This is a genomic window from Cellulosimicrobium sp. BMG9.23, from assembly GCF_059159985.1.
The window spans coordinates 235,863-251,079 of the sequence record NZ_JBZGBZ010000006.1 but is presented as its reverse complement, the minus strand read 5'-3'; the positions used below and the strand labels follow the sequence as shown (position 1 = coordinate 251,079).

The 15,217-nt window shown below is 73.5% G+C and carries 14 protein-coding genes and 1 tRNA gene; 6 read left to right on the top strand and 9 right to left on the bottom strand.

From position 1 onward, the window contains the following. The first annotated feature begins 69 nt into the window (after nucleotides 1–69). The gene (locus tag AC4H2G_RS12210) at nucleotides 70–945 is read left to right on the top strand and encodes a PAC2 family protein (RefSeq protein ID WP_494366009.1); all 876 of its coding nucleotides are present in this window, start codon (nucleotides 70–72) and stop codon (nucleotides 943–945) included. A gap of 25 nt (nucleotides 946–970) precedes the next feature. Here the strand turns inward: AC4H2G_RS12210 and mshC are convergent, their stop codons facing one another. Both mshC and AC4H2G_RS12200 read right to left on the bottom strand, forming a co-directional pair. Then, nucleotides 971–2,245 carry a cysteine--1-D-myo-inosityl 2-amino-2-deoxy-alpha-D-glucopyranoside ligase gene (mshC, locus tag AC4H2G_RS12205; RefSeq protein ID WP_494366008.1) on the bottom strand — a complete coding sequence of 425 codons (1,275 nt, stop codon included), beginning with the start codon at nucleotides 2,243–2,245 and terminating at the stop codon, nucleotides 971–973. A 134-nt stretch (nucleotides 2,246–2,379) separates the two neighbouring features. Continuing rightward, nucleotides 2,380–3,255 (bottom strand): undecaprenyl-diphosphate phosphatase, encoded by an 876-nt coding sequence (locus AC4H2G_RS12200; RefSeq protein WP_494366007.1) that lies wholly within the window; start codon nucleotides 3,253–3,255, stop codon nucleotides 2,380–2,382. 122 nt (nucleotides 3,256–3,377) lie between these two features. Here AC4H2G_RS12200 and AC4H2G_RS12195 point away from each other — a divergent pair, with 122 nt between their 5' ends. Beyond that, nucleotides 3,378–4,346: an aldo/keto reductase gene (locus AC4H2G_RS12195; RefSeq protein WP_494366006.1), complete on the top strand. Its 969-nt coding sequence runs from the start codon at nucleotides 3,378–3,380 to the stop codon at nucleotides 4,344–4,346. 10 nt (nucleotides 4,347–4,356) lie between these two features. Here the strand turns inward: AC4H2G_RS12195 and AC4H2G_RS12190 are convergent, their stop codons facing one another. After that, nucleotides 4,357–4,680 carry a primosomal protein gene (locus AC4H2G_RS12190; RefSeq protein WP_494366005.1) on the bottom strand — a complete coding sequence of 108 codons (324 nt, stop codon included), beginning with the start codon at nucleotides 4,678–4,680 and terminating at the stop codon, nucleotides 4,357–4,359. 103 nt (nucleotides 4,681–4,783) lie between these two features. Here AC4H2G_RS12190 and AC4H2G_RS12185 point away from each other — a divergent pair, with 103 nt between their 5' ends. Together AC4H2G_RS12185 and AC4H2G_RS12180 are read left to right on the top strand one after the other, a co-directional pair. After that, a complete protein-coding gene (locus tag AC4H2G_RS12185) occupies nucleotides 4,784–5,017 on the top strand; it encodes a DUF5703 family protein (protein WP_494366004.1) in 234 nt (77 codons plus the stop codon). A 19-nt stretch (nucleotides 5,018–5,036) separates the two neighbouring features. Beyond that, nucleotides 5,037–5,849 (top strand): fructosamine kinase family protein, encoded by an 813-nt coding sequence (locus AC4H2G_RS12180; protein ID WP_494366003.1) that lies wholly within the window; start codon nucleotides 5,037–5,039, stop codon nucleotides 5,847–5,849. 4 nt (nucleotides 5,850–5,853) lie between these two features. Here AC4H2G_RS12180 and AC4H2G_RS12175 read toward each other — a convergent pair whose 3' ends face one another. From AC4H2G_RS12175 to ald, 4 genes are all read right to left on the bottom strand, one after another. Further along, a complete protein-coding gene (locus AC4H2G_RS12175; RefSeq protein WP_494366002.1) occupies nucleotides 5,854–7,197 on the bottom strand; it encodes a M20/M25/M40 family metallo-hydrolase in 1,344 nt (447 codons plus the stop codon). A gap of 132 nt (nucleotides 7,198–7,329) precedes the next feature. Further along, nucleotides 7,330–9,447 (bottom strand): M3 family metallopeptidase, encoded by a 2,118-nt coding sequence (locus AC4H2G_RS12170; protein ID WP_494366001.1) that lies wholly within the window; start codon nucleotides 9,445–9,447, stop codon nucleotides 7,330–7,332. Between the two features lie 66 nt (nucleotides 9,448–9,513). Next, nucleotides 9,514–10,149, bottom strand: coding sequence for a GNAT family N-acetyltransferase (locus AC4H2G_RS12165; protein WP_494366000.1), 636 nt, complete (start codon nucleotides 10,147–10,149; stop codon nucleotides 9,514–9,516). Nucleotides 10,150–10,231: 82 nt separating this feature from the next. Further along, a complete protein-coding gene (gene ald, locus AC4H2G_RS12160) occupies nucleotides 10,232–11,347 on the bottom strand; it encodes an alanine dehydrogenase (RefSeq protein WP_494365999.1) in 1,116 nt (371 codons plus the stop codon). Nucleotides 11,348–11,448: 101 nt separating this feature from the next. Between ald and AC4H2G_RS12155 the strand changes: the two genes are divergently transcribed. Continuing rightward, a complete protein-coding gene (locus AC4H2G_RS12155; RefSeq protein ID WP_494365998.1) occupies nucleotides 11,449–11,751 on the top strand; it encodes a DUF1905 domain-containing protein in 303 nt (100 codons plus the stop codon). A gap of 39 nt (nucleotides 11,752–11,790) precedes the next feature. On the opposite strand, the gene AC4H2G_RS12150 is transcribed toward AC4H2G_RS12155, so the two are convergent. Further along, nucleotides 11,791–13,077, bottom strand: coding sequence for an AI-2E family transporter (locus AC4H2G_RS12150; RefSeq protein WP_494365997.1), 1,287 nt, complete (start codon nucleotides 13,075–13,077; stop codon nucleotides 11,791–11,793). A 218-nt stretch (nucleotides 13,078–13,295) separates the two neighbouring features. Between AC4H2G_RS12150 and AC4H2G_RS12145 the strand changes: the two genes are divergently transcribed. Then, nucleotides 13,296–13,380, top strand: a tRNA-Leu gene (locus tag AC4H2G_RS12145). Here the strand turns inward: AC4H2G_RS12145 and AC4H2G_RS12140 are convergent. Then, nucleotides 13,362–15,017 (bottom strand): recombinase family protein, encoded by a 1,656-nt coding sequence (locus tag AC4H2G_RS12140; protein ID WP_494365996.1) that lies wholly within the window; start codon nucleotides 15,015–15,017, stop codon nucleotides 13,362–13,364. The two genes, AC4H2G_RS12145 and AC4H2G_RS12140, sit on opposite strands and share 19 nt — an antisense overlap. Nucleotides 15,018–15,217: the final 200 nt, after the last annotated feature.

Sequence of the window (15,217 nt, the reverse complement as noted above, 5' to 3'; positions counted from 1 at the left end):
GCGGCGGGCAGGTACGCCACGGGCGAACCCCTCCCGCCGCCGTCGGGCCGGTCCGCATAGGCTGGGGCGATGAGCGAGAACGTGCACGACGGCGCCCGCCAGACCGTGATGATCGCGGCGTTCGAGGGCTGGAACGACGCGGGGAGCGCCGCGACGTCCGCGCTGGCGCACCTGCACGAGGTGTGGGGAGCGGAGGACGTCGACGAGCTCGACCCCGAGGAGTTCCACGACTTCCAGGTGAACCGCCCGGTCGTGACGACCGACGAGGACGGCCGCCGCGAGATCACGTGGCCCACGACGACCATCGCGACCGCGACCATCGCGCCGAGCGGTCGCCGCGTCGTCCTCGTCCACGGCATCGAGCCGTCGATGCGGTGGCGCACCTACTGCCGCGAGATCCTCGACATCGCCGTCGAGCACGACGTCCGCACGGTCGTGACGCTCGGCGCGCTGCTCGCCGACGTGCCGCACACACGCCCGATCCCCATGACGGCCACGTCGGAGAGCGTGGGCCTGCAGGCCGTGCTCGACGTCGAGCCGAGCACGTACGAGGGGCCCACGGGCATCGTCGGGGTCCTGCAGCACGCCGCCGCCGAGCGCGGGATGCAGTCCGTGTCGCTGTGGGCGGCCGTCCCGCACTACGTCGCGCACCCGCCGTCCCCCAAGGCGACCCTCGCGATCCTCGCGCGCGTCGAGGAGCTCGTGTCGGAGGCGATCCCGCTCGGCGAGCTGCCGGAGGACGCGCAGGCGTGGCAGCACGGCGTCGACGAGCTCGCGGCCGAGGACGCGGAGATCGCCGAGTACGTGCAGCAGCTCGAGGAGGCCAAGGACACCGCCGAGCTCCCCGAGGCGAGCGGCGAGGCGATCGCGCGCGAGTTCGAGCGGTACCTGCGGCGTCGTGACCCGGGCAGCTCCGGGGAGCGCGGCAAGGGTCCGACGGTCTAGGACCCCGCCGCCGGCTGCCGAGCCGTCAGAGCCGGACGCCCAGCAGGGCGTTGACCGTCCGGGCGACGACGCCGGGCGCGCCCTCGTCGTCGGCGCTTGTGTCGCGGCCGGGCCGCAGCGACTCCGCGGCCCACGCGTCGACCGCGGCGAGCGCCGCGGGCGCGTCGAGGTCCGTCGCCAGCGCCGCCCGCACGGCGTCGAGCATCGCGGTCGCGTCCGGGCCGCCGTTGCCCGAGACGGCGTCGCGCCAGGTCTCGAGCCGCGCGGCGGCGGACGGGAGGTCGTCGTCGGTCCACTCCCACTCGGTGCGGTAGTGGTGGGCCAGGAGCGCGAGGCGGATCGCCATGGGGTCGACGCCGGTGGCGCGCAGGTTCGACACGAGCACGAGGTTCCCGAGCGACTTGCTCATCTTCTGGCCCTCGTAGGCGACCAGGCCGGCGTGCACGTGCACGCGCGGCGCGGCGCCGTCGGACAGGACGCGGTCGTGGGACGACGACATCTCGTGGTGCGGGAACAGCAGGTCCGCCCCGCCGCCCTGGACGTCGAACGGCAGCCCGAGCGCGTCGCGCCCGATGACCGAGCACTCGATGTGCCAGCCCGGGCGCCCGGTGCCGAGCTCGCCCCCGTCCCACGCCGGCTCGCCCGGTCGCTCGCGCCGCCACAGCAGCGGGTCGAGCGGGTCCTTCTTCCCGTCGCGGTCCGGGTCTCCCCCGCGCTCGGCGAAGAGCCGCTCCATGACGTCGCGCCCGAAGCGCGAGACGGAGCCGAAGGCCGTGTCGGCCGACAGGTCGGCGTAGACGTCCCCGAGCCCCGCGTCGGTGCCGCCGGCGCCGGGCTCGACCGGGACGCGGTACGCGGTCCCTGCCGCCAGCATCGCGGAGACGGCCTCCACCACGGTGGGGATCCTCTCGACCGCGCCGTCCCAGACGTCGGGCGGCACGACGCCCAGCGCCGTCATGTCCTCGGCGAAGAGCGCGATCTGCTCCGCCGCGAGCGCGCGCCAGTCGACGCCGGTGGCCGCGGCGCGCTCGAGCAGGGGGTCGTCCACGTCCGTGACGTTCGACGCGTACGTGACCTCGTACCCGGCGTCGCGCCAGGCGCGCACGAGGAGGTCGAAGGCGACGTAGGTGTTCGCGTGACCGATGTGCGTCGCGTCGTAGGGCGTGATGCCGCACGCGTAGAGCGTCGCGGTGTCACCCTGGGCGGCGACGACGAGCCCGCCGGTAGTCGAGTCGTGCACCCGGACGGGGCGGCCACGGCCGGGGAGCTCGGGGATCTGCGGGGCGGGCCAGCTGTGCACGCGACCACCATAACGGCCCGGTCGCACGCCACGCGCCGGTGTCCCGCACGGGCACGGCCTGCGCCGCCGCGCGACGGTGCTGACGTGACGAACCCCACCTCGCGCGGCAGCCCGCACCCGGTGCGGGCTGCCGGTCAGCCGGTCGTGGCGGTCGAGCCGCCGGGCTCGAGCACGCCCGTGAGCAGGAGCAGCACGAGGAGCGCGGCCAGCACGAGGCGGTAGACGACGAACGGCGTGTAGCTGAACGTCGAGACGATCTTGAGGAACGCGATGATGACGAAGTAGCCCACGACGAACGCGACGAGCGTCGCGATGAGCGTCGCCCCGGCGCCCGGGGCGCCCGGCACGGGCTCCCCCGCGGACTTGAACAGCTGGTAGAACCCCGATCCGAGCACCGCGGGGATCGCGAGGAGGAACGAGTAGCGCGCCGCGGCCTCTCGCGTGTACCCCATGAGGAGCCCCGCCGTGATCGTGCCGCCCGAGCGCGAGACGCCCGGTACGAGCGCGAGCGCCTGCGCGAACCCGAACGCGACCGCCTGCCCGGGCGTGAGCTCGCGCAGCGCGCGGCGCTTGGCGCCGACGCGGTCCGCCCAGCCGAGCAGGAGCGCGAAGACGGCCAGCATGAGGGCCGTGAGGTAGAGGTTGCGGAACGTGTTCTCGATGGCGTCCTGGAAGAGGAGGCCGAGCACCACGATGGGAACCGAGCCCAGGGCGATGTACCACGCCATGAGGGCGTCGTGGTCGCCGCGACCCATGCGGGAACGCCAGTCCGTGCCGTGGTCGCCGCGCAGCGACCGCCACCAGGCGACGCAGATGCGCGCGATGTCCCGCCGGAAGTAGAGCAGGACGGCCGTCTCCGTCCCGATCTGGGTGATGGCCGTGAAGGCCGCACCCGGGTCCTGGGACCCGATGAGCTCCCCGACGATGCGCAGGTGCGCGCTCGAGGAGATCGGGAGGAACTCGGTCAGGCCCTGGACGAGGCCGAGGAGGACGGCTTCCCACGCATTCACGAGCGGCCACGATACCGGGCGCGGAGGCCGGTCCCGACCACCGGGTGAACCTGTCCGGGTCCGGGTCCGACGGCGCGCGCCCGGCCCGCGCGAGCGGGTGCGCGCCGGTACCCTCGGCTCCCATGGAACTCCGCCAGCTCGGCCGCACCGGCCTGCGCGTGTCCGTCCTCGGCCTCGGGACGATGACGTGGGCCCGCGACACCGACGAGCTCGACGCCGGCGAGCAGCTGCGCGACTTCGTGGACGCGGGCGGGACGCTCGTCGACACCGCGGCGTCGTACGCCGACGGCGACGCCGAGACCCTGCTCGGTTCCCTGCTGGGGAGCAAGGTGTCCCGGCGCGACGTGCTGCTGTGCACGAAGGCGGGCGTGCGGCACACAGCGCAGGGCCCGGTCGTGGACGCGTCGCGCGGCGCGCTGCTCGACTCGCTCGACGACTCGCTCGACCGGCTGGGCACCGACCACGTCGACCTGTTCCTCGTCCACGCGCCCGACGCCGGCACGCCGTTCACGGAGACGCTCTCCGCGCTGCGCCACGCGGTGACGTCGGGCCGGGCGCGCTACGTGGGGCTGTCCAACCACCCCGGGTGGGCGACGGCGCAGGCCGCGGCGCTCCTCGGGGGGACCGACGACGTGGGGCTCGCGGCCGTCGAGGTCGAGTACTCGCTCCTGCAGCGCGGCGCCGAGCGCGAGGTCGTGCCCGCCGCCGACGCCCTGGGACTCGGCCTGCTCGCCTGGTCGCCGCTCGGGCGCGGGGTGCTCACGGGCAAGTACCGGCGCTCGCTGCCCGCGGACTCGCGCGGCGCGTCACCGCACCTCGCGGCGTTCGTCGAGCCGTACCTCGACCACGGGTCGTCGGGCGTGGTCGAGGCCGTCGTGACCGCTGCCGAGGGTCTCGGGCGCGCGCCGCTCGACGTGGCCCTGTCCTGGTTGCTGGGCCGGCCCACCGTGGCGAGCGCCCTCGTCGGTGCCCGCACGCCCGCCCAGCTGCGCGCGTCGCTCGACGCGACCGACCTCGAGCTGCCGCACGCCGTGCGCGCGGCGCTCGACGACGTCAGCGAGATCGAGGTCGGCTACCCCGAGAGGTGGTGACCGCGAGAGGTCAGCGCGCCCCGTCGGTCTCGAGCTCGCTCGCGAGCTCGTCGTCGTCGATCGTGTCGATCGCCTCGTCCGCCTCGTCGAGGCCGTCCTCGTCGTCCTCGTCCTCGTCGTCGTCCTCGTCGTCCTCCTCGGCGAGGTAGAACGGCGTCGCCTCTCCGTGCACCTGGCCGAGGGCCTCGTCGTAGACCTCGAAGGCGTCCGCGAGCACGTAGTAGGCGTCGTCCACGGACGGGTCGTCGTCCCCCCGACGGGCGGCGACGGCGTTGTAGTGGGCCTCGAGCGCGGCGATGAACCGGTCGAGCGCGGCACGCGGGTCAGCGGTCATACCCTGACGGTAGCCCTGCGCGGGGCACAATGGCACTCGAAAGTCGCCGGTGGCCGACCACGTCCGGTCGCCGACACGACCAGCGGAACGAGGACGGTGACACGTGGAGAACAGGTCGACGTCACGCCGGCGGCCCGAGAGGGTCGCGCAGGGTGGGCAGTACGAGTACCGCGTCCTGACGATCGACCGCTCGACGAGCCGGTCCGACGCGACCAGGCTGCTGACGGACGAGGCCGAGTACGGCCGGTGGGAGCTGGCCCGCACGCGCCTGTACGTCGGGGGGGAGCGCCGTGTGTGGCTGCGGCGCAAGATCATCCGGGTGCGCTCGACGCTGTGACGTCGGCCCGGTGGGACGCGTGAACGACGTCTTCACGAAGTCCCGTGCCGACGCACCGAAGGGGTTCTTCGCGTGCGAGGCCGCCGGGCTCGCGTGGCTCCGCGTGCCGGGTGGTCCGCGGGTCGTCGAGGTCCGCGGCGCGGGCCGGACGCACCTCGACCTGGAGCGGTTGCAGCCCGCCCGCCCGACGCCGTCGGCCGCCCGCGCGCTCGGGCGCCGCCTCGCCGTCGTGCACGACGCCGGGGCGCCCGCCTGGGGCGCACCGCCCGCCGGCTGGCACGGGGACGGGTTCTTCGGTCCGCTCGACGACCCGCTACCGATGCCGACGGGCGCCTGGGCGGACTGGCCGACGTTCTACGCCGAGGCCCGGCTCGCGCCGGTCGTGGAGCAGGGTCGCGCGCGCGGGGCGCTCGGAGGCGACGACGCGGTGCTCCTCGGGCGCCTGGCCGACCGTCTCCCGGACCTCGCTCGACCGGCGCTCGACGACTCCCCCGCGCGCCTGCACGGCGACCTGTGGTCGGGCAACGTCCTGTGGGCGGCACCGACCGACGCCGCGCCGGACGGCTCCCCGGAGGCGGAGGCCGTGCTCATCGACCCGGCGGCGCACGGCGGGCACCGCGAATCCGACCTCGCGATGCTCGCGCTCTTCGGCGCCCCGCACCTCGACGAGATCGTCGCGGGCTACCAGGAGGTCCGTCCGCTGGCGCGCGGGTGGCGGCACCGGGTCGCGCTGCACCAGGTCTACCCTGTCGCGGTCCACGCCGTGCTGTTCGGCGGCGGCTACCGCGCGCAGCTGCGCGCGACGGTCGCCGCGCTCCTCGACGACCGCTGACGCGTCAGCAGGTGCGCAGGAGGCGGTCGAGCACGCGGACCCCGAACCGCAGGGAGTCCACGGGCACGCGCTCGTCGACGCCGTGGAACATGCCCGAGAAGTCGAGGTCGCCGGGCAGGCGCAGGGGCGCGAAGCCGTACCCGGTGATGCCGAGGCGCGCGAGCGACTTGTTGTCCGTCCCGCCCGAGAGCGTGTACGGCAGGACGGTCGCCTCCGGGTCCTCCGCGACGAGCGCGTCGACCATCGAGTCGACGAGGTCGCCCGTGAAGGGCACCTCGAGCGCGATGTCGCGGTGGATCTCCTCGACCCGCACGTGCTCGCCCGCGAGCTCGCGCAAGCGCTCGAAACCGTCCTCCTCGTGCCCGGGGAGCAGCCTCGCGTCGATCGTGGCCTCGGCCCGCCCCGGGATGACGTTCGCCTTGTACCCGGCGGCGAGCTGGGTGGGGTTCGACGTGTGCCGCACGGTCGCGCCGACGAAGCGCGACGCGGGACCGAGCGCGGCGACGAGCGCGTCGACGCTGCGCGGGTCCTCGGGGTCGTAGCGCAGGCCGGTGAGGTCGGCGACGCCGCGCAGGAGCGCGTCGACCGTCGGCGTGAGCGTGTTCGGCCAGTGGTGGGTCCCGATGCGCGCGACCGCCTCGGCGAGCCGCGTCACCGCGTTGTCGTGGTTGACCTGCGAGCCGTGCCCGGCGCGGCCGTCGGCGACGAGCCGGAGCCACGCGATGCCCTTCTCCGCGGTCTGCAGCAGGTACGCACGCCGGCCGCCGACCTCGACGGAGAACCCGCCCACCTCGCTGATCGCCTCGGTCGCGCCCTCGAAGAGCTCCGGTCGGTGGTCGACGGCGTAGCGCGCCCCGTACGTCCCGCCCGCCTCCTCGTCGGCGAAGAACGCGACGACGACGTCGCGCGCGGGCTTGCGCCCCTCGCGCACCATCTGGCGCACGACCGCGAGGATCATCGCGTCCATGTCCTTCATGTCGACCGCGCCGCGCCCCCACAGCAGGCCGTCGCGCTCCTCGCCCGCGAACGGGTCGACGGACCAGTCGGACGCCTGCGCGGGCACGACGTCGAGGTGCCCGTGCAGCACGAGCGCGGGCCGGGTCGGGTCCGCTCCCTCGAGCCGCACGACGACGCTCGCGCGACCTGGTGCGGACTCGAAGAGCTCGGGCTCGAGGCCCACCTCGTGCAGCAGCGCCATGACGTGCTCGGCCGCCGCGCGCTCGCCGGGCCCCGACCCGTCGCCGAAGTTGGACGTGTCGATGCGCAGCAGGTCCTGGCAGATGCGCACCACCTCGTCCTCGGCGGTGGGGACGGGCACGGCGACAGGTTCGGGACGAGCGCTGGTCATGGGCTCACGCTACCCGGGCCGGAGCGCGAGGTAGAGCCGTGGTCGGCGAGGTAGAGCCGTGGTCGGCGAGGTAGAGCCGTGGTCGGCGAGGTAGAGCCGTGGTCACGACCAGGGCTCTACCTCGCGGACGTCTCAGGCGTCGAGGCCGCGGCGGGCGAGCAGCGGCGCGATGTCCGCGTCGCGCCCGCGCAGCGCGCGGAACGACGCGAGCGGGTCCTGCGAGCCGCCGCGCGCGAGAAGCTCGCGGCGGAACCGCTCGCCGTTCTCCCGCGTCAGGCCGCCGTTCTCGCGGTACCACTCGACCGTGTCCGCGTCGAGCACCTCGGACCAGATGTACGAATAGTACCCGGCCGAGTACCCGCCGCCGAACACGTGGTTGTAGTAGGTGGTGCGGTACCGCGACGGGACCGGCGCGAACGCCACGCCCGCGCCGTCGAGCGCGGCGGCCTCGAAGGGCAGCACGTCCTCCACCGACGTCGGCACGGCGTCGGCCGAGAGCTGGTGCCAGGCCTGGTCGAGCAGCGCCGCCGCGAGGTACTCGGTCGTGCCGAAGCCCTCGTTGAACTGGCGCGACGCGAGCATCGTGTCGACCCACTCCGCCGGCAGGGGCTCCCCGGTCTCGTGGTGCACGGCGTAGGCGCGCAGGATCTCCGGCTCCCAGGCCCACATCTCGTTGACCTGCGAGGGGTACTCGACGAAGTCGCGCGGCACGTCGGTGCCCGACTGCGACGGGAACCGCACGTCGGAGAAGAGCCCGTGCAGCGCGTGCCCGAACTCGTGGAACAGCGTGATGACCTCGTCCCACACGAGCAGCGTGGGCTGCCCGGCCGGCGGCTTGACGATGTTGAGGTTGTTCACGACGACCGGCTTCTGGCCGAGCAGGTGGTTCTGGTCGATCAGGTTGTTCATCCACGCGCCGCCACGCTTGGACTCGCGGGTGTACCAGTCGGCGAGGAACAGGCCCATCCCCTCCCCCGCGGCGCCGGGCGTCTCGGCGTCGAAGACCTCGAAGACGCGGACGTCGGGGTGGTACCCGACGAGGTCCGTGCGCTCCGTGAACGAGATGCCGAAGAGCCGGTTCGCGGCGCGGAAGACGCCGTCGTGCACGACCTTCTCGAGCTCGAGGTACGGGCGCAGGAGCGCGTCGTCGAGCGCGTAGCGGTCCTTGCGCACACGCTCGGCGTAGTACGACCAGTCGGAGGCACGCAGGCTGGCGTCGGCGTGGTCGGCCTGCAGGGCCGCCTCCAGGTCCGCGGCCTCGCGGCGGGCGTTCGCGACGGCGGCCGGCGCGAGCCGGGACAGCATCGCGTTCACGGCGTCGGTCGTCTTCGCCGTCGCGTCCTCGGCGACGTAGGCCGCGTGGTGCTCGTACCCGAGGAGGCGCGCGCGTTCGGCACGCAGGCGCACGGTCTCGAGGACGATCTCGCGCGTGTCGTGGTCGTCGCCCGTCGCGCCGCGGCCCTCCGACGCCCGCTGCACGCGTTCGCGCACGTCGCGGTCCGTGAGGGACGCGAGCACGCCCTGCTGCGTCGGGAGCTGCATCTCGAGCAGCCACGCGCCCTCGTGGCCGCGCGCGGCGGCGGCCTCGGCCGCGCCCGCGACCGCGTCGTCCGCGAGCCCGGCGAGCTCGGCCCGGTCGGTGACGAGCACGCTCGCCGCGTTGGCCCCGGCGAGGAGCTTGCGCCCGAACGCGGCCTCGAGGCTCGTCAGGCGCCCGTTGATCTCGCGCAGACGCTCCTGCTCCGCCGCGTCGAGCTCGACGCCCGAGCGGCGGAAGTCCGTGAGCAGGGTGTGCAGCAGCCACGCGGCGTCGGGCTCGAGCGTCTCGTCGCCGGCGTCGGCGGCCGCCTGGAGCGCCCGCGCCCGGGCGTACAGACGCGCGTCCATGTAGATCGCGTCGTGGTGGGCCGCGTACTCGGGTGCGAGCTCCTCCTCGATGTCCTCCAGCCCGGGCGTCGCGTCGGCGCTGAGCTGGTTGTAGAACGCGTGGGCCACGCGCGACAGGCTGCGGCTCGAGCGCTCGAGCGCCTCGAGCGTGTTCGCGACCGTGGGGGCCTCCGGGTCGGTGGCGATCGCCTCGACGGCAGCGCGCTGGGCGGCCATCGCCGCGCGCAGCGCGGGCACGTAGTGCTCCTCGCGGACCGCGGTGTAGTCGGGCAGCTCGTACGGCAGCGGCGACGGAGCGGCGAACGGGTTGGCGGGATCGAGGTCGAGGTCTGCGCCGGTGGGCGCGAGAGGCTGAGACGTCATGGCCCCATCCTCGCCCCGCGGCGGTGCCCGGGTGAAACGGATTCCACCCGGGCTGCGCGACGGACCTCAGGACGTCGTCGCGAGGCGAGGTGCGCCGTCGGGCCACGGCTCGACCGGCTCGCGCGGGTCGTCCGGGAGGAGCGTCGCGACCCACGCGTCGCGGCGGACCCCGCGCTGAAGGGAGTGGCCGCGCACGGTGCCCTCGACCCGGAAGCCGAGACGCCACGCGAGACGCCGCGACGGCCAGTTGCCGACGTACGCCTCCCACGACAGGCGTGCGAGGCCGAGGCCCTCCGGGTCGAACGCCCAGTCGACGACGAGTCGCCCCGCGGCGGTCGCGAGGCCGCGTCCCCGACCCGCGGGCGACATCCAGTAGCCGATCTCGGCCGAGCGCTGCCCGTCCGGGGCGTCGTCGAGGCCCAGGCCGAACATCCCGAGCAGCCGTCCGACCCCTTCCGGCCCCGGCACGCCCGACCGCCCGGCGGACTCGCGCACCGCCCACGTGAAGATGTTCCCGCGCTCCCAGCCGGGCGCCACGTAGTCCCGCACGAAGCCGAGCGCGTCCTCGCGCGTGTACGGGTCGGGGACGACGGTCCAGGCGGCCACGTCCGGGTCCTGGCACGCGGCGGTGATCGCGTCGACGTCGTCGAGGGTCGGGGTGGCGAGGTGGACGACGCCGTCGTCCAGGGCGAAGGGCTGCACCGGGCCACCCTGCCACGGTGCGTCGCCACGCCTCACGTCCTTTCCGGCAGGTCGGACGTCGTGCCGTGCCGTCGCGCGGGAGTCAGTCGTCGAGGACCTCCGCGAGAGGCGACCACCCCAGCCCGTGCGCCGCCGCGACGGCCTCGTTGAGCAGCACACCGCGGTGCGTCGACGCGCCGGACGCCAGGAGCGGGTCGTCACGGACGGCGTCGAGGCCACCGTCCGCGAGCGCCGCGAGGTACGGCAGCGTCGCGCTCGTCAGCGCCTGCGTGCTCGTCACCGGGACGGCGCCGGGCATGTTGGCGACGCAGTAGAACGTCGTGCCGTGGACGGCGAACGTCGGGTCGTCGTGCGTCGTGGGCCGCGAGCCCTCGAGGCACCCGCCCTGGTCGACCGCGACGTCGACGAGCACCGCTCCCGGGCGCATCCGGGCGACGAGGTCGTCGCTCACGAGCCGTGGCGCGCGGGCACCGGCGACGAGCACGGCCCCGACCACGAGGTCGGCCTCGAGCACGGCGCGCTCGACGGCGTACAGGCTCGAGGCGACGGTCCGCACGTGGCCGGAGAACTCGAGGTCCAGCGCGCGCAGGACCGGCAGCGACAGGTCGAGGACCGTCACCTCGGCCCGCATCCCGACCGCGACCTCGGCGGCGTTGCGTCCTGCCGTCCCTCCGCCGAGCACGACGACCCGGCCGGGCGGCGTCCCGGGCACGCCTCCGAGCAGGACGCCGCGCCCGCCGGCCGGGCGCTGCAGGAGCCAGGCACCCACCTGGGTCGCCATGCGCCCCGCGACCTCGCTCATCGGCGCGAGCAGGGGCAGGCTCCCGTCCGGGGCCTGCGCGGTCTCGTACGCGACGGACGTCGTGCCGGCGTCGAGCAGCGCGCGCGTGCCCGCGGCGTCGGCGGCGAGGTGCAGGTAGGCGAACAGCAGCAGGTCCTCGCGCAGGTGGCCGTACTCGCTCGCGACCGGCTCCTTGACCTTGCACACGAGCTCCGCCTCGCCCCACACCTCCTCGGCGGTCGCGACGACGCGCGCGCCCGCACGCTCGAACTCGTCGTCGGGCAGGTGGGAACCGGTACCGGCCCCGGACTGGACGAGCACGTCGTGCCCGGCCCGCACGAGGTGGTGGGCGCCGGCGGGGGTGAGCGCGACGCGGTCCTCGTGGTTCTTGACCTCGGTGGGTATCCCGATCCTCATGGTCCAGTGTCGTCGCGGGGCGCCCCACCGCGCACGACGGCGGGTGGGCGCCCCCGACGCGGAGGGTTCCGCACGCCTGGCCCGTCCGCTACCGTCGGGCCATGCCCACGTGGACGGACCCCGGCGAGGTGCAGTTCGACGCCGTCCTCACCGCCGCCGGCACCGCCTCGGGCGTGTTCGTCGAGGTGCCCCTCGACACCACGGAGCTGTTCGGCACGCGCGGGCGCGTCCCCGTGCGGGTCGAGGTCGACGACGTCGCGTACCACGCGTCCCTGGTCGCCTACGGCGGCCCGCACCTGCTCGCCGTCCTGCGGGCGGTCCGCGACCGGCTCGGCAAGGGCGTGGGCGACCGGGTCCACGTCAGCCTCCGGCTCGCGGCCGAGGTCTCGGCGATCCGGCGCTGACCGACCGCCGGGCGCCGTCCGGCTTCCCGTCCCCGGCGATCAGACCGCGTCGCGGGTCGGCGGTGTCGGCGACGGGCCGTCGGACAGCGCGATCTCCTTGGCCGTGGGGATCTCGTCCTCCATCGGCGGGTCCTTGTGCCGCAGCTTCGAGAACACCGCCCAGGCGACCGCGACGAGCGGGACGGACACCACGGCCCCGAGGATCCCGGCGAGCAGGGTCCCGGCCGTGACCGCGAGCGCGACCACCACCGGGTGCAGCGACACCTGGGCGCCCATGATCAGCGGCTGCAGGATGTGGCCCTCGAACTGCCCGATGAGCGCGATGCCGATCGTGACGATGAGCGCGGTGACGATGCCCTCCGCGGCGAGCGCGACGACGGCGGCGATGATCATGGCGAGCGGCGCACCGATGATCGGGATGAAGGCACCGATGAACACGAGCACCGCGAGCGGTGCCGCGAGCGGGACGCCGAGGATCGCCAGGAGGATCCCCGCGAGGATGCCGTCGATGATCGCGATGATGACCGTGCCGCGCGCGTACCCCGAGAAGGTGTACCAGCCGGCCCCGCCGGCGATCTTCCAGCTGTCGCGCGAGCGAGCCGGGAGCTGGTTGAGGAACCACGTCCACATGTCCTTGCCGCGCGCGAGGAAGAACACGGTGAGGAAGGTCGCGAGCGCGATCGCGGCGAACGCCTCGAACACCGAGCCGGCGCTCGCGGCCGCCTGGCTCGCGATGTCACCGCCGTGCTCGCTGAGCCACTGCTGGCCGTTCTCGATCCACCCGTCGAAGTCGTCCGACGTGATCGTCACGGGCAGGGGGCCGTTCTCGAGGAAGTCGAGGATCTGGCCGATGCCCTGGTCGAACTGGTCCGCGAGGCTCTGCCACTGGCCCGCGACGGACGTGATGATGTAGGTGAGCAGGCCCGCGATGAAGAGCACCGCCGAGAGGATCGCGAGCGCGGTCGCCAGGCCGCGCGGCATGATGCGCGCATAGAAGTCGGTCACCGGCCGCAGCACCGAGGAGATGACGAGCGCCAGGAACACGGCGACGAACACCAGCTGGACCTGGGCGGTCGCGTAGAAGATCAGGGCGACGGCGGCCACGACCATGAGCAGACGCCACGACCAGCCCGCGGTCGTGCGCAGCCACGCCGGGACGGTCTCGTCGTACCCGACGACCGACGGGTTCCGACGCGCTCCCGCCACCTTGCGCGCCTCGCGCGACGCCCCGGCGAGGTGCTTGACGGACGCCGCCGAGCGCTCGGAGCCGGAGCCCGGACGCGGCGTGGGCACGGGCCCGCTCGCAGGCCGCTGCTCGTCCGTCACGCCTGGCCCCGTCCCGTGATCACCCTCATCCGCCCAGTGTGCCCCAGGTCGTCCCCTCTCGCCGGGCACGACGCACGGGCCGGGCGACGGTCGAGCGGGCGGTCGTCACGCTCTCCCGGCGCAGGTCCGGCGGGTCGGACGCGATGCGGGATGCACCCGCCAACCGTGCTATGTTTTTCCCCGCACCGGAACGGCGGGAACGCCGGGAAGGTCCACTCGTCCGGGTGGCGGAATGGCAGACGCGCTAGCTTGAGGTGCTAGTGCCCTTTATCGGGCGTGGGGGTTCAAGTCCCCCTCCGGACACGACCAAAGTTACGCAGCGGGTCCAGGGAAACCTGGGCCCGCTTCGTCGTTGAGTCGTAGTCGACCCGCAGGTCGAGCGAGGCGTACAGTTCGGCGCGCTCCTCGTCGGTCGCCAGAGCCAACGCTCCGCCCATCGACCCGAGCTCCGCGATCGCTCGCGCGATCTCCGCCCGGCTCGGTCCCGCCGCAGACGGTTCCGCACGCTCCAGTCGCGCTCGAAGCGTCGCCGCCAACGCCTCCTTGGCGGTCAGCTCCGATACGACAGCATCCGACTGCAGGCCGCGGGCGAGCACGCCGACGAGATTCGCGATCGCCGTCTCCGTGTCAGCAAGCTCGGCTCGCCACCGGACCACGTCGGACGTGACTCCCGTTCGCACGGTCATAGCTTCGAGCAGTCGATCGGGATCGGAGAGCAGCGCACCCAGCTTGGCATCCATCGGCGGGAGCACATGCGCCTGGTTCAGGTAGACCGACTTCGGGTGATCGTCCAGCTCGCGAGGAACGGACCGCGCCCGCCCCAGGTCGCACTGATAGAGCGTTCGCCCGCTGCCAGGGGTGCGGTTCGGCATGAACTTGGCCTGCATCCGCCGACCGCACAGGGTGCAGAACACGCGTCCCGAGAGCGGGTAGGTGCGGCGGGAGGAGCGTGGCCGTCCCGTCCGTGGCCCTCCTGGTGACTGCAGCTGGTGTTGCGCTTGCTCGAACGTTGCGTCGTCGATGAGCGGTTCGTGGGTGCGTCCGCCCTCGGGCCGCACCCACTCGTCCTTGTCGCGCCACCGCATGCGAGTCACGTTGCCAGCCGCCACGTCATCGACGTCCGCCAAGGTCTCGACCTTGGCCTGCTTACCCCACATCCGAATGCCCGAGTACGTGGGGTTCGCGAGGATGGCCCGCACGGACGCGTGCGCCCAGCCGCGTTGGTCACGGTGACTGTTGCGCGCGGGATCGTGGGCCGACGGCGACGGGATGCCCTCATCGGTGAGGCGTTGCGCGATCGAGCGCAAGCCGCGCCCGTCCAGGAACTCGGAGAAGATCCGTGCGACGACCGGCGCGGCAACGCCGTCAGGCACCAACTTGTGAGCACGCTGCCCGGCCGCCGCCTTCGAAGGGTTGGGGTGCGGCCCGACGTCCGCAAGTCTGTAGCCATAGGGCGGTCGCCCACCCAGAAACCGATCGGTGTTCCGCGCGAGCTCGTGCATCGAGGACTTCGTACGCTTCTGGATCCGGGTTCGCTCGCTCTTCGACATCCCACCGAACAGCGACATCACGATCTCGTGCGCGTCCGAGTCCGGGTCGACTGCGCCACCCACCTCGGGGACGAACAACGACACGCCATAGTGGGTCAACACCGGGAACGTCATCGAGAACTGGTGACCGTAGAACGCGCGCTGCGGCTCGCCGATGACGATGCCGTCGAAGCGCCGAGTCGCGCTCTTGACCTCCGCGAGCAAAGCCGCGGCCTCCGGGCGACGCCGCCAGGGCAGAGAACGAGACTGGCCGATGTCGAAGAACTCGGCCACGATCTCATGCTCGAGGGGACCTACCAGATCACGAGAGCGCTTCATCTGCCAGGCGCGCGAGGCTTGCGGGTCCTGGGCATCCTCTGTCGATACGCGTCCGTAGAAGGCGAGCCTCATGGGTGGAGTATCCGTTCTCTAGGCCGCGGTCGCTTCATTCTGCCCGGCTCGCGCACGCTCCGCGGCCGCCAGAAGGATCCGCCCCGCAACGGCAAACGCCTCCTCGCTAGGTTCCCACCCCTCGGGAACTTCCAGCGCAACCTCAACGTCCGTGACGAGGTCCATGTTCGCTCCTACCCCGATCGCGCCGTGCATGTGGA

Excerpts from the sequence above, each read along its gene's own strand:
- AC4H2G_RS12140 (WP_494365996.1), bottom strand. The coding sequence starts at position 15,017 with ATGAGGCTCGCCTTCTACGGACGCGTATCGACAGAGGATGCCCAGGAC.
- AC4H2G_RS12170 (WP_494366001.1), bottom strand. The coding sequence starts at position 9,447 with ATGACGTCTCAGCCTCTCGCGCCCACCGGCGCAGACCTCGACCTCGAT.
- AC4H2G_RS12210 (WP_494366009.1), top strand. The coding sequence starts at position 70 with ATGAGCGAGAACGTGCACGACGGCGCCCGCCAGACCGTGATGATCGCG.
- ald (WP_494365999.1), bottom strand. The coding sequence starts at position 11,347 with ATGAGGATCGGGATACCCACCGAGGTCAAGAACCACGAGGACCGCGTC.
- AC4H2G_RS12195 (WP_494366006.1), top strand. The coding sequence starts at position 3,378 with ATGGAACTCCGCCAGCTCGGCCGCACCGGCCTGCGCGTGTCCGTCCTC.
- AC4H2G_RS12190 (WP_494366005.1), bottom strand. The coding sequence starts at position 4,680 with ATGACCGCTGACCCGCGTGCCGCGCTCGACCGGTTCATCGCCGCGCTC.
- AC4H2G_RS12155 (WP_494365998.1), top strand. The coding sequence starts at position 11,449 with ATGCCCACGTGGACGGACCCCGGCGAGGTGCAGTTCGACGCCGTCCTC.
- AC4H2G_RS12175 (WP_494366002.1), bottom strand. The coding sequence starts at position 7,197 with ATGACCAGCGCTCGTCCCGAACCTGTCGCCGTGCCCGTCCCCACCGCC.